We start from the raw sequence: 13,720 nt of genomic DNA on the forward strand, positions 1-13,720 counted from the left end.
GGGGCGCCAGGCGGCGACCGGCAAAGCCGGCCGCTGCCGGATCGTGCTCAGCGGGTGCCGAGGAAGTCGCGCTTGCCGATTGCCACACCGTTATGGCGCAGGATGGCGTAGGCGGTGGTGACGTGGAAATAGAAGTTGGGCATGACGTGGTCGAGCAGGAAGGCCTGGCCCTGGAAGTGAGTGTCCTTGCCGCGGCGCGAGAGGGTCACGGTGCGCTCCTCGCTGCCGTCGATCTGCGCGGCGCTGACGCCTTGCAGAAAGGCCTGGACCTGGGCGATGCGTGCTTGCAGTTCGGCGAAGCTGGTTTCGTCATCGGCCTGGCTGGGCGCATCGATACCGGCCAGCAGCGCAGTGCCGGCCGAGGCGCCGTCGCAGGCGACCTGTACCTGACGGCTCAGCGGGAACATATCGGGGGCCAGGCGGGCATTGAGCAATACGCTGGGGTCGATCTTGCGTGCTTCGGCGTCGGCGGCGGCGAGGCCGAGGATGGTCGACAGGTTGTTCAATTGACGGGTGAAGACCGGAATGGATGCTTGGTACATGGACAGGGACATGGAGTTCTCCAGTGAAACAAGTGGGGCGGCTCGAGAAGGGAATGCTCTTGCAAGCTGCCAGGGTAGGGTGGGCTTGTTGTTGCAGGGGTGGGCTGTAGGGTCGGCCGGGTGGCGATCCGCTGCAGCCCACCAGCATCGAAATCCAGCATGAGCCGAAACGAATGCCGCCGAACAAATCCTTGGCCTTAACCGATGCTGATCGGTGGCAGTTCGGTCAGTTCGACGGTCTGCGCTTTACGCGGGGCGAGGATTTCCGCCTCGCCATCGACCACCAGTTCGTCGTGCTGGTTGAACACCCGGGTGGCGACGCGGACGCGGAATTTTGGCAGCTTTTCCAGAATCTCCAGGCGCACGGTGAGGGTGTCGCCGAGCTTCACTGGCGCGGTGAAGCGCATTTGCTGGCCGAGGTAGATGGTGCCGGGGCCAGGCAGTTCGCAGGCCACGGCCGCGCTGATCAGGGCGCCGCTGAACATGCCGTGGGCAATGCGCTGCTTGAACATGGTGGTGGCGGCATATTCGGCATCCAGGTGCACCGGGTTGCGGTCGCCGGACACGGCGGCGAACAGCTGGATGTCGCGCTCTTCGACGGTCTTGCTGTAGCTGGCGGTCTGGCCTACTTCGAGAACGTCGTAAGGCGTGTTGCTGCTTTGACTCATGGGTGTGTCTCCTGGGGCTGAGGGTGAGGCTGGCGGGGATGGCTCAGGGCCTGTTCCAGCCAGTCGATCAAGTCGGTGGTGACAGCGTCGCGGTTGCTCTCGTTGAGCAGTTCGTGGCGAGCATCCGGATATAGCTTCAATTGCACCTGGGTATGTCCGGCCTCGCGCAGGGCATTGACCAGGTCGGCTAAACGCTTGCCGTCGCTGACCGGGTCGCAGGCACCGCCGATCACCAGCAACGGCAGTTTGCAGTCGATCTGCGCCAGGTTGCGCGGAGGGGTGATCTGCAGCAGGCCGCCGAGCAGGTCAAGCCACAACTGGTTACTGCAGCGGAAGCCACAGAGCGAGTCGTTGACGTAGGCATCCACCTCGACAGGGTCGCGGCTCAGCCAATCGAAGCGGGTGCGATTGGGCTTGAAGGTTTTATTGAACGAGCCGAAGGAAACCAACTCGAGCAGTGCGCTTTGTTCGGTCGGCCCCTGACGCCAGCGCTCGAGGCGGGCAATCAGCCTGGCCGCGCGGTACAGCGCCAGCGGCTGGTAGTTGGAGCCGGACAGAATGGCCCCCTGCAGGCTGCAGCTGTGCTGCATCAGGTAGGCCTGGCCGATGTAGCTGCCCATGCTGTGGCCAAGCAGGAAGATCGGCGCTTGCGGGTGTTGCTGGCGAATATGGTGGTTGAGGCAGGCCAGATCGCCCACCACCAGGTTCCAGCCGTTGGCATCGGCATAGTGCCCGAGGTGGCCATGCTCGGCCGTCCTGCCGTGGCCGCGCTGGTCGTGAGCGTAGAGTTCGAAGCCCGCAGCGACCAGGGCGGCGCCCAGGCGCGCATAGCGTCCGCTGTGTTCGGCCATGCCGTGAGCCACCATCAGCACTGCTTTCGGCGGCTGTTCGGCGAACCAGCGGTTCACATAGAGCGGTGTGGCATCGCTGCTATTGAGCCAAAAAGCATTGTGCTGCATGGCGAATCCTTCGGCCTGCGAGAGTTCGGCATTGTAGAGCTTGCGCGCAGGCTTTTCCCAGCCGTATGGCGTGATCGAAGATTCACGCGGTCAATGACGCCACGCAAGTATTTGCGCTACGGGCCGGAGCTGCTAACGTCCGCTCACTCCCTGCTGGCCACCGTAGAGCCTTATGCCATGGTGATCTCAGCGAGGCAGACACTTTCAGGGAAAGAGGATAAAAATAATGCAGCCTGATTTCTGGAGCGACAAACGCCCGGCCGGCGTACCCAACGATATCGACCTGGGTGCCTACAAATCGGTGATCGAGGTGTTCGAGCGCTCGTGCAAGAAATTCGCTGACCGTCCGGCGTTCAGCAATATGGGTGTGACCCTGACCTATGCCGAGCTGGATCGCTTGTCTGGCGCCTTTGCCGGCTACCTGCAAAAGCACACCGATCTGCAGCCCGGCGAGCGTATCGCCGTGCAGATGCCCAATGTCCTGCAATACCCGATTGCCGTGTTCGGCGCCATGCGCGCCGGGCTGATCGTGGTCAATACCAATCCGCTGTACACCGCCCGCGAGATGCGTCATCAGTTCAAGGATGCCGGCGTGCGCGCGCTGGTCTACCTGAACATGTTCGGCAAGCTGGTGCAGGATGTATTGCCGGATACCGAAATTGACTACCTGATCGAAGCGCGCATGGGCGACATGCTGCCGAGCCTCAAAGGCTGGCTGGTCAACAGCGTGGTGAAGAAGGTCAAGAAACTGGTGCCGGACTACCACCTGCCCCAGGCGGTGTCGTTCAAGGCGGCGCTCAAGCAGGGCCATGGCCACGACCTTAAGGCGCTCACGGTCGGTCATGACGACATCGCCGTGCTGCAGTACACCGGTGGCACCACGGGGGTAGCCAAGGGTGCGATGCTGACTCACGGCAATCTGGTGGCGAACATGCTGCAGGTCGACGCCTGCCTGTCGCAGCTCGGTGACGACGGTACCCCGCTGATGAAGCAGGGCCAGGAAATCATGATCGCGCCGCTGCCGCTGTACCATATCTATGCGTTCACCGCGAACTGCATGTGCATGATGGTCAACGGCAATCTCAGCGTACTGATCAGCAACCCGCGCGATATTCCGGGCTTCGTCAAGGAACTGGGCAAGTGGCAGTTCTCCGCGCTGCTGGGCCTCAACACCCTGTTTGTCGCGCTGATGGATCACCCCGAATTCAAGAACCTCGATTTTTCCAAGCTCAAGGTCACCAACTCAGGCGGTACCGCGCTGGTCAAGGCCACCGCCGAGCGTTGGCAGGCCGTCACCGGCTGCCCCGTGGTGGAAGGCTACGGCCTTACCGAGACCTCGCCGGTGGCCAGCACCAACCCTTACGGCAGCCAGGCACGTCTCGGCACGGTCGGTATTCCGGTGCCGGGCACGGCGTTCAAGGTCATCGACGACGACGGCAACGAGCAAGCGCTGGGCGAACGTGGCGAGCTGTGCATCAAGGGCCCGCAGGTGATGAAGGGCTACTGGCAGCTCGAAGAAGCCACCCGCGAGGTGCTGGACGCCGAGGGCTGGTTCAAGAGCGGTGATATCGCGGTGATCGACCCGGACGGTTACGTGCGCATCGTCGATCGCAAGAAGGACATGATCATCGTCTCCGGTTTCAACGTGTACCCCAACGAGATCGAGGATGTAGTCATGGCTCACCCGCAAGTCGCCAGCTGTGCGGCGATTGGCGTACCCGACGAGAAATCCGGCGAGGCGGTCAAGCTGTTCGTCGTCGCCCGTGACGGCGCCCTCAGCGCCGAGGCGCTCAAGGCCTACTGCCGGGAAAACTTCACCGGTTACAAGGTGCCCAAGCACATCGTCTTCAGGGAGTCACTGCCGATGACCCCGGTGGGCAAGATCCTTCGTCGCGAACTGCGCGATATCGCCTAGGTTGGGCCGCGCAAGCTGCACTCGTTCAGCTTGCGGCCAAGCGCCGCACGCCTTGTCCTGCAAGCGCGGCGGGCGTTCGCAAAAGCTGCGCAAAATATGACTTTAAAATATAATTGGTCACTTTTGTGACTTGTAGGGCAGTGTTTGGTGCTAGGCGCTCTCAGGCAAAGCTGCTACTCTCGGCCCGCATTTTGGCCGTCTGCCAGGCCGAAAAATGGGCAAACACACAATAAACAACCGCCTCTGCGCGGTGAAGATAAGCTGTTGCTTAGGAGTGGGCTTCCATGACCGAAAACTTTTGGAAGGACAAGTATCCCGTTGGGATTGCTGCCGAAATCGATCCCGACCAGTACCCGAATATTCAGGCGGTACTGAAACAGTCCTGCCAACGCTTCGCTGACAAGCCTGCCTTCAGCAACCTCGGCAAGACCCTGACCTACGGCGAGCTGTATGAGTTGTCCGGTGCCTTCGCCGCCTACCTGCAGCAGCACACCGACCTACAGCCTGGCGATCGCATCGCCGTGCAACTGCCCAACGTCCTGCAATACCCGGTCGCCGTGTTCGGCGCCCTGCGTGCCGGGCTGGTGGTGGTCAACACCAACCCGCTGTACACCGCGCGGGAACTGGAGCACCAGTTCAACGATTCCGGTGCCAAGGCCCTGGTCAGCCTGGCCAATATGGCTCACCTGGTCGAGCAAGTGCTGCCCAAGACCGGGATCAAGACCGTCATCATCAGTGAAGTCGGCGACATGCTGCCGCCGCTCAAGCGCCTGCTGGTCAACAGCGTGGTCAAGTACGTGAAGAAGATGGTACCGGCCTACAAGCTGCCGCACGCCGTCAAGTTCACCGAAACCCTGAGCAAAGGCCGCGGTAAAGCAGTCAGGGAAGCCAATCCGGCCAGCAGCGAGATCGCCGTGCTGCAGTACACCGGTGGCACCACCGGGGTGGCCAAGGGTGCGATGCTGACCCACCGCAACCTGATCGCCAATATGCTGCAGGCCCGCGCGATGATGGCGTCGAACATGAATGAGGGCAGCGAGATCATCATCGCGCCGCTGCCGCTCTATCATATCTACGCCTTCACCTTCCATTGCATGGCCATGATGCTGATCGGCAACCATAACGTGCTGATCACCAACCCGCGGGACCTGCCGGGCATGGTCAAGGACCTGGCGCGTTACAAGTTCAGCGGTTTCGTTGGCCTCAATACCCTGTTTGTCGCCCTGTGCCACAGCCAAGACTTCCAAAAACTCGACTTCTCCGCCCTTAAAATTACCCTGTCCGGTGGCATGGCCCTGCAATTGGCCACTGCCGAGCGCTGGACCCAGGTGACCGGCAGCCCGGTTTGCGAAGGCTTCGGCATGACCGAAACCAGCCCGGTGGCCTCGGTCAACCCGATCCAGAGTATCCAGTTGGGCACCATCGGCATCCCGGTGCCTTCGACTCAGTGCAAGGTCATCGACGACGACGGCAATGACCTGCCGCTCGGCGCCATTGGCGAGTTGTGCGTCAAGGGGCCGCAGGTGATGAAGGGCTACTGGCAGCGCCAGGACGCCACCGACGAAATCCTCGACGCCGAGGGCTGGTTGAAGACCGGCGATATCGCGGTGATCCAGGAAGACGGCTACATGCGTATCGTCGACCGCAAGAAGGACATGATTCTGGTGTCCGGCTTCAACGTCTACCCGAACGAACTGGAAGACGTGCTGGCGACCCTGCCGGGTGTGCTGCAGTGCGCGGCCATTGGCATTCCGGACGAGAAGTCCGGCGAAGCGATCAAGATATTCGTGGTCGCCAAGCCCGGCGTGACCCTGACCAAAGAGCAGATCATGCAGCACATGCGCGCCAACCTCACCGGCTACAAGGTGCCGAAAGCCGTGGAATTCCGCGATGCGCTGCCGACCAGCAACGTCGGCAAGATCCTGCGCCGCGAGTTGCGTGACGAAGAGTTGAAAAAGACCGCCGTCGCCTAAGCATGCTCGGCTGAAAAAAACCCGCTACGGCGGGTTTTTTCTTGTCTATTGGTCAGTATGTCGTAGGATTGCCGGCCAGTATTTGGATTATTGGTAAGACCAATATTGGCTGCCGTTCGGGTGCGATCCGTCCCGTTATCGTCCAATCCGCAAGGTGCTCTTCTGATGTTCGCCACACTTCGATTGCGCTCCAAAGTCCTGCTGTTGGCCCTGGTGCCGATCCTGTTATTGACCCTGCTGCTCAGCACCCTGGCGGTGTTCACTCTGCAGCAGTTGGCCGACCAGCAGGAGGCCGGTACCCGCGAAAAGCTGACTCAGGATCGACGGGCCGAAATCAAGCAGTACGTGGACCTGGCGATGAACGCCATCGCGCCCATCTATCAAGCTTCAGCCGCCAACGACATGGCTGCGCGCGAGCAGGCGGTGGCGGTGCTCAAGCGCCTGGCCTACGGCGCGGAAGGTTACTTCTGGGGCTACGACGGTGAATCGCTGCGCGTATTCCAGGCCAATGGCAACGAGCGCATCGGCGAGAGCTTCGCCGATTACCGCGACCCCAACGGGGTCTATGCCATTCGTGAACTGGTGCGTGCCGGTAAGGACGGCAGCCACTACGTCAATTACAGCTTCGTCCTCGGCGACGGCAAAGTGCTGGTGCCCAAGGTTGGTTACGCCGCCTACCTGCCAAAGTGGAATCTGGCCTTTGGCACCTCGGTGAACCTCGACGGGGTCGAGCGCGATGTGCAGCAGGCACGCGCCGAGTTTCAGGCGCGCATCGACAACCTGCTGCTGATCATGATCGGTTCGGCGTTCGCCCTGCTGCTACTGATGGGTGTGTTCGCCGTCGTCATGAGCAACTCCATTCTCCGCCCGCTGTTGCACATCAAGAGCAATCTCGACGACATGGCTGCTGGCAACGGCAACCTGACGTATCGCCTGCCAGTGACCAGTCAGGATGAGCTGGGCGAGCTGGCGCTATCGTTCAATCAGTTCGTCGAAAAAATCCACGGTCTGGTGTGCCAGGTGGCCGCTACCACTACCGAGCTCTCCAGTCTGGTTGGTGCAGTATCCAGTCAGGCGCAACGCTCGGAGCAGGCCATGGACGGGCAGCGCCAGGAAACCGACCAGGTGGCCACGGCGATCAATCAGATGTCCGCCGCCGCCCAGGAAGTGGCCAGCAGTGCGCAGCACGCCGCCGAAGCGGCGCGCGAGACTGACCTGGAAGGCCAGTCCGCCAAGCGCGTGGTGGATCAGAGTATCGAGAGCATCCACGACCTGGTGGGCGAAGTGCGTAGCAGCAGCACCTCACTGGAAAATCTGCGCCAGGATGTGCAAGGCATCGTCGGCGTGCTCGAGGTGATCCGCTCGATTGCCGATCAAACCAACTTGCTGGCGCTCAATGCGGCGATCGAGGCGGCACGCGCCGGCGAGGCGGGTCGCGGATTTGCCGTGGTCGCCGACGAAGTTCGCGCCCTGGCCAGCCGCACCCAGCAGAGCACCGGCGAGATCCAGAGCATGATCAACCGCTTGCAGAGTGCCACCAGCGAGTCGGTGAAGGCCATGCAGCGTGCCAGTGAGATGGGCGAGAACACCCGTGAGCAGGCCACCTGCGCCGGTGTCTCGCTGCAAGCCATCGCCACCCTGATTGGCACCATCAACTCGATGAATGCGCAGATCGCCAGCGCGGCCGAAGAGCAGACCGCAGTGGCCGAAGAGATCAACCGCAGCGTGCACCAGATCGCCGTCGGGGTGGATGGCGTGGCCGGTGAAGCCGCCCAGGGCGCGCAGACCTCGCGCGAGCTGCACCAGCTTGGTGAGCGCCTGCAGCGCCTGGTTGGCCAGTTTCATATCTGAGCGATGATCGCTAACCCGGCGGGCGACCTCAGGCCGCGCCGCTGGCGCTCAGCTGCTGTTCCAGCCAGTCACAGAAACTGCGAGTCAGCAGGCTGCTTGCACTGTCGCGGTGAATCAGCCAGGCCCAGTTGGGTCCGCGCACGCTCTGCTCGGCCAAGGGTTGCAACAGCCCGCTGGCGCGCGCCTGTTGCGCCAGCAACTGGCTGACCAGGGCGATGCCCAGTCCGCCGCAGGCGGCGTCCAGCAGCAGGCCGGGGATCTGATTCCGGTCATGGCGCGACCCCCCGTAGGGCGTGCTCGCCGTAGGCAGTACGCCGCTGTTTGCCAGGCTGTCGCTATGCCCGAGTCTGCGCCTACGCGCAGGGTGGTTCGGGGCGGCGGTGAAATCTGCGACAATCGCGGTCCTTACGAATATGTTCACGGCTGCCTGATGACCGACCCGCTACTCGCCTTCGACCAGTTGCAGAAAAACCTCGAGCAAGCCCTCTACGCCGACCGCCATCGCCTGCGCCGCCAGTTGCACGAATTGCGTAAGCAGGCTGTGCCGGACGCGGCCAAGCTGGCGCAGTGGCTGGAGCGTTTCCAAGCCTCTGCGGCCAAGGTCGAGGCGCGGCGTCTCAGCGTGCCGACCATGCGCTACGACGATGCCTTGCCGATCGCCGCCAAGCGCGATGAGATCAAGGCTGCCATCGCCAAGCACCAGGTGGTGGTGATCGCCGGCGAAACCGGTTCGGGCAAGACCACCCAGTTGCCGAAAATATGCCTGGAGCTGGGCCGCGGCGTGCATGGCCTGATCGGGCACACCCAGCCCCGCCGTCTGGCCGCGCGCAGTGTGGCCATGCGGGTGGCGGAAGAAATCGGCACGCCGCTGGGCGAGCTGGTCGGCTACCAGGTGCGTTTCGAGGACAAGAGCAGCGAGCGCAGCCTGATCAAGCTGATGACCGACGGCATCCTGCTGGCCGAGACCCAGCACGACCGCTTTCTCGACAAGTACGACACCCTGATCGTCGACGAAGCCCACGAACGCAGCCTGAACATCGACTTCCTCCTCGGTTACCTGAAAACCCTGCTGGTGCGTCGCCCCGATCTCAAGCTGATCATCACCTCGGCGACCATCGACCTGCAGCGCTTCTCCGAGCATTTCGACGGCGCGCCCATCGTCGAGGTGTCCGGGCGTACCTATCCGGTGGATACCTGGTACCGGCCGCTGACGTCCGAGCAGGACGAGGACGGCAATCGGGTCGAGGAAGACCTGTCGGTCGATCAGGCGATTCTCGCCAGCCTCGACGAGATCGCCGCATTCGAGAAGAGCGAAGGCACGCGACCCGGCGATGTGCTGGTGTTCCTCCCCGGCGAACGCGAGATTCGCGATTGTGCCGAGGTGCTGCGCAAGGCCAATCTGCGCTTTACCGAAGTGCTGCCGCTGTATGCGCGGCTGAGCCCGGCCGAGCAGCAGAAGATCTTCCAGCCCATGGGTGCACGCAAGATCGTCCTGGCCACCAACGTCGCCGAGACCTCGCTGACCGTGCCGGGCATCCGCTACGTGATCGACAGCGGCACGGCGCGAATCAGCCGCTACAGCTACCGCGCCAAGGTCCAGCGCCTGCCCATCGAAGCCGTGTCCCAGGCCAGCGCCAATCAGCGCAAGGGCCGCTGCGGACGGGTTGAGGCGGGCATCTGCGTGCGCCTGTTCAGCGAGGAAGACTTCAACGGCCGGCCGGCCTTCACCGATCCGGAAATCCTGCGCACTAACCTGGCGGCGGTGATCCTGCAGATGCTCCATCTGCGTCTGGGCGAGATCGAGGATTTCCCTTTTATCGAGCCGCCGGACGGCAAGGCTATCAGCGACGGCTTCAACCTGTTGCAGGAACTCTCGGCGGTCAGTCGCGAGGGCCAGCTGACCGCGCTGGGCCGTCAGCTAGCACGCCTGCCAGTCGATCCGCGACTCGGTCGTATGGTCCTCGAAGGTGCCAAACAGGGCAGTCTCGAGGACGTGCTGATCATCGCCAGCAGCCTGTCGGTGCAGGACCCGCGCGAGCGGCCCTCGGATCGCCAGCAGGCCGCCGACCAGGCCCACGCACAATGGAAGGACGTGGATTCCGACTTCGCCGCGCTGATCAACCTGTGGCGCGGCTTCGAGGAGCAGCGCCAGGCCCTCGGTTCCGGCGCGCTGCGCAGCTGGTGCCGGAGGAATTTCCTCAATTACCTGCGCCTGCGCGAATGGCGCGACGCGCACCGCCAGCTGGTGTTGATCGCCCGGGAACTGCAGCTGTCCCCAGGTGGCAATGCCCAGGGAAGTCGTAGGGTGGACAACGCCGTAGGCTCGTCCACCGCTGGCAAACCGGCGCAGGGTTCGGCCTTGCCTGAATCGCCGGATCGCCAGCCAGGACCAGGCGGCGACCCTGGCTCCCACAAGGAAAAAGAGCTGGCTGAAAAAGACCAGGCCGCCCAGCGCAGCAAGGGCTACGCCTCGGTGCACAAGGCGATCCTCTCCGGGCTGCTCAGCCAGATCGGTCAGAAGACCGAAGACGGCGATTTTCTGGGCGCGCGGCAGCGGCGCTTCTGGGTGCATCCGTCGAGCGTGATCGGACGCAAGAAACCCACCTGGATCATGGCTTCCGAACTGGTCGAGACCACCAAGCTGTTTGCGCGCATGGTGGCCAAGATCGAGCCGGACTGGATCGAGCCGCTGGCGCCGCACCTGATCAAGAAGAACCATCTGGAGCCGCACTGGGAGAAGAAGCGCGGCCAGGTCGTGGCCTTTGAACAGATCAGCCTCTACGGCCTGATCGTGGTTGGGCGTCGGCCGGTGCATTACGGTCCCATCGACCCAGCGGTTTCGCGCGAGCTGTTTATCCGCGAGGGCCTGGTCGGTGGCGAAATTCTCTCCCGGGCCAAGTGCCTGACCGCCAACCGGCAACTGCTGGAACAGCTCGATGAGCTGGAAGCCAAGGCCCGTCGCCGCGACATTCTCGCCGACGAGGAAACCCTGTTCGCCTACTACGAGGCGCGCCTGCCGGGCGAGATCCACCAGGCGGCGACCTTCGACAGCTGGTACAAGCTTGAGAGCCAGAAAGACCCGCAGCTGCTGATCATGCGCGAGGAAGACGTGCTCGCCCGCGATGCCAAGGAAATCACCGCCGCGCAGTACCCGGATACCCTGCGCCTGGGCGAACTGACCCTGCCGCTGAGCTACCACTTCGAGCCCAATCACTCGCGCGACGGCGTCACCTTGCGCGTACCCGCGCCGCTGCTGCCGCAACTGCCGGCCGAGCGCCTGCAATGGCTGGTGCCCGGCCTGCTGGAAGCCAAGTGCGTGGCGCTGGTGCGCAACCTGCCGAAGGCCCTGCGCAAAAACTTCGTGCCGGTGCCGGATTTCGTCGGCGCCGCGCTGAGCAAGTTGAGCGTCGGCCAGGGCAGCCTGCCTCTCGCCCTGGGCCGCGAACTGCAACGCATGACCGGCGTGCGGGTGGCCGACGAGGCCTGGGTCGAGGCCGAGGCGCAGCTCGACAGCCACCTGAAGATGAACCTGGAGGTGGTCGATACCCACGGCAAGCTCCTCGGCGAAGGCCGCGATCTGGCCGAGCTGTGCGCACGCTTCGCCGAAGCCAGCCAGGCCGCGTTGGCCTTGCCGCAGACCGAGAAGAGCCAGAAGTCGGTGGAGGCCAAAGCCTTCGTCGCCGTGGCCGAAAAAACCCAGCAGCAGATCGCCGGCCTGTCGCTGACCGTGTATCCGGCGCTGGTGGAGGAGGCCGGTACGGTCAAGGAAGGTCGCTTCCCGACCCAGGCCGAAGCCGAATTCCAGCACCGCCGCGCCCTGCAGCGCCTGCTCCTGCAACAGCTGGCCGAGCCGGCCAAATTCCTGCGCGGCAAGCTGCCGGGGCTGACCGAGCTGAGTCTGCTGCACCGCGACCTGGGCCGCGTCGAGGCGCTGGTCGAGGACATTCTGCTGGCCAGCCTGGACAGCTGCATCCTCGAAGGCGAAACCCCGCTGCCCCGCGACGGCGCCGCCCTGGCTGCCCTGGCCGAGAAGAAACGCAGTGCCTGGAGTGAGCATGCCGAGCGCCTGGCCAGGCTGTGCCTCGAGACTCTCAAACTCTGGCACGGCCTGCAGAAGCGCTTCAAGGGCAAGATCGACCTGGCTCAGGCCATCGCCTTGAACGACATCAAGCTGCAGCTGGGCAACCTGGTCTATCCCGGTTTCGTCCGCGAAACTCCTGGCGAATGGCTGAAGGAACTGCCGCGTTACCTGAAAGCCATCGAACAGCGTCTGGACAAGATCGCCGGCCAGCTGCAGCGCGACCGGGTCTGGAGCGGCGAACTGGCCGGCTACTGGGAGCAGTACCAGGCGCGCCTGGGCAAACACGGCCAGGAAGGCAAGCGCGATTCGCAGCTGCAGCTGTATCGCTGGATGCTCGAGGAGTACCGGGTGTCGCTGTTCGCCCAGCAGCTGGGCACCAAGCTGGCGGTCTCGGACAAGCGTCTGAGCAAGCAGTGGAGTCAGGTGGAGGGCTGAGCCGCTTCGGCGGCTTCCGCTTTAGCGGCCTCACCCCAGCGGGGGTGAGGGGGCGGTCCAGCCTACGCCCGTGCAGCCTTCCACGTCGGGTGGGTTGAGCGCCGCGGCGGGCTTAGCGTTGATGCCGGGCTCCCAGACTTTGCCCTGAAGTTGGGGGCAGCGCCTGAATTTGTTCCCCTGGTCCTGAGCAATGGCTGTCAGTTGGCACGTTCCCAAAGCGTTTGCGGTAAGCACTGGGCGCCAGGCCTACTCGTTGCTTGAACAGACGCCTGAAGGAATTGCCATCTTCGTACCCCACCTGCAAGGTGATTTGGTCGAAGGCTTCCTGGCTGCTTTCCAGTAGGTGTTTGGCTTTTTCAATGCGTAGGTTTTGCAGGTATTGGATGGGAGTCTGATCGGTCGCCTCTTTAAAACGGCGGATGAAGTTGCGCATGCTCAAGCCAAACTCTGCGGCCACCTGCTCCAGGTGAATGCTGTTGGTGATGCGGTTTTCCAACCAGATTTGAATCTTCAGAATCACGGCGTCGGTGTGGTTTTTCTTGAAGGTGGTGCAGGCGTAAGGGGTCTGGCTGCGTACGGAGACATCGACCAGTAGTTTCTTTGCGCATTCGGCCGCTAGCTGGGGGGAGGCGAACTTGCGGATCAGGTGCAGCAACAAATCACTGCCGCTGGTGGAACCGCCCGAGCAGAGCATCTGCCCATCGTCGGTGACGGTGCGTTCGGTCTGTAATTTCACCTGGGGAAAGCGTTGTGCGAACTGCTCGCTGAACACCCAGTGGGTGGTGGCGCAGCGGCCGTCCAGCAAGCCGGCCTGGGCGGTGACGAATGCCCCGGTGCACATGCTGGCGATGTAACTGCCTTGCCGATGCTGCTGTTGCAGCCAGCGGATCATGTCGGCCAGGGAGGGCAGCACGCCGAGGATATTGAACATGAAACCGGGCACGATGATCAGTTGCGGGTTGTGCAGGTCTTTCGCGGCTTTGTCGGGCGTCAGCCTGAGGCCGCCCGTGCAGGCAACACTCTGGCCATCCATGGAGGCCGTTGTCACCCTGAATAGAGCCGAATTGCCCTCCTGGCGCTGACTTTTGCGGTCGGCATAGTAGTGCAGCACGTTAGCGATTTCAAAAAACTCCAGGGTCGCGGCCACACTGGTGGATGAGCATTGATCCGCCATCAAGATGCAGACATTCATCGTTTATTTCTCCCGATCTGCACCCTGGTGCGCGGCTGGCATAAATCGCATGCAATTCGTCATTTTTGCCGATGGTGGTGGTTAGGCGCAATGGCCACTATGTG

Annotated in this window: 8 protein-coding genes and 2 pseudogenes; 5 read left to right on the forward strand and 5 right to left on the reverse strand. The window is 62.9% G+C overall.

Features of this window, described 5'->3' with window-relative positions:
• Window positions 1-47: 47 nt before the first annotated feature.
• The 3 genes from VCJ09_RS06920 to VCJ09_RS06930 all read right to left on the reverse strand — a co-directional run bounded on the left by VCJ09_RS06920 (window position 48) and on the right by VCJ09_RS06930 (window position 2,169).
• Window positions 48-554: a DUF1993 domain-containing protein gene (locus tag VCJ09_RS06920; protein ID WP_324733693.1), complete on the reverse strand. Its 507-nt coding sequence runs from the start codon at window positions 552-554 to the stop codon at window positions 48-50.
• Between the two features lie 185 nt (window positions 555-739).
• Window positions 740-1,210 (reverse strand): MaoC family dehydratase, encoded by a 471-nt coding sequence (locus tag VCJ09_RS06925; RefSeq protein WP_324733694.1) that lies wholly within the window; start codon window positions 1,208-1,210, stop codon window positions 740-742.
• Window positions 1,207-2,169: an alpha/beta hydrolase gene (locus tag VCJ09_RS06930; RefSeq protein ID WP_324733695.1), complete on the reverse strand. Its 963-nt coding sequence runs from the start codon at window positions 2,167-2,169 to the stop codon at window positions 1,207-1,209. Before VCJ09_RS06930 ends, VCJ09_RS06925 begins: the two co-directional genes overlap by 4 nt.
• A 226-nt stretch (window positions 2,170-2,395) precedes the next feature.
• Here VCJ09_RS06930 and fadD2 point away from each other — a divergent pair, with 226 nt between their 5' ends.
• From fadD2 to VCJ09_RS24730, 4 genes and pseudogenes are all read left to right on the forward strand, one after another.
• Window positions 2,396-4,084 carry a long-chain-fatty-acid--CoA ligase FadD2 gene (gene fadD2 / locus VCJ09_RS06935; protein WP_324733696.1) on the forward strand — a complete coding sequence of 563 codons (1,689 nt, stop codon included), beginning with the start codon at window positions 2,396-2,398 and terminating at the stop codon, window positions 4,082-4,084.
• A 284-nt stretch (window positions 4,085-4,368) separates the two neighbouring features.
• Window positions 4,369-6,057, forward strand: coding sequence for a long-chain-fatty-acid--CoA ligase FadD1 (gene fadD1 / locus VCJ09_RS06940; protein ID WP_324733697.1), 1,689 nt, complete (start codon window positions 4,369-4,371; stop codon window positions 6,055-6,057).
• A gap of 165 nt (window positions 6,058-6,222) precedes the next feature.
• Window positions 6,223-7,050 (forward strand): annotated as a pseudogene (locus tag VCJ09_RS24725) (cache domain-containing protein); the annotation flags it as partial.
• A gap of 102 nt (window positions 7,051-7,152) precedes the next feature.
• Window positions 7,153-7,908 carry a methyl-accepting chemotaxis protein gene (locus tag VCJ09_RS24730; protein ID WP_407693036.1) on the forward strand — a complete coding sequence of 252 codons (756 nt, stop codon included), beginning with the start codon at window positions 7,153-7,155 and terminating at the stop codon, window positions 7,906-7,908.
• Between the two features lie 28 nt (window positions 7,909-7,936).
• On the opposite strand, the pseudogene VCJ09_RS06950 reads toward VCJ09_RS24730, so the two are convergent.
• Window positions 7,937-8,164 (reverse strand): annotated as a pseudogene (locus VCJ09_RS06950) (LysR substrate-binding domain-containing protein); the annotation flags it as partial.
• Window positions 8,165-8,338: 174 nt separating this feature from the next.
• Between VCJ09_RS06950 and hrpA the strand changes: the two are divergent.
• Complete coding sequence (gene hrpA / locus VCJ09_RS06955; RefSeq protein ID WP_324733699.1) at window positions 8,339-12,424, forward strand: ATP-dependent RNA helicase HrpA; 4,086 nt, start codon at window positions 8,339-8,341, stop codon at window positions 12,422-12,424.
• A gap of 112 nt (window positions 12,425-12,536) precedes the next feature.
• On the opposite strand, the gene VCJ09_RS06960 is transcribed toward hrpA, so the two are convergent.
• Entirely contained in the window at window positions 12,537-13,616 is a 1,080-nt protein-coding gene (locus VCJ09_RS06960) for a GlxA family transcriptional regulator (protein WP_324733700.1), read from the reverse strand.
• Between the last annotated feature and the right edge of the window lie 104 nt (window positions 13,617-13,720).

The sequence above is a fragment of the Pseudomonas paeninsulae genome, assembly GCF_035621475.1.
GTDB classification, from domain to species: domain Bacteria; phylum Pseudomonadota; class Gammaproteobacteria; order Pseudomonadales; family Pseudomonadaceae; genus Aquipseudomonas; species Aquipseudomonas paeninsulae.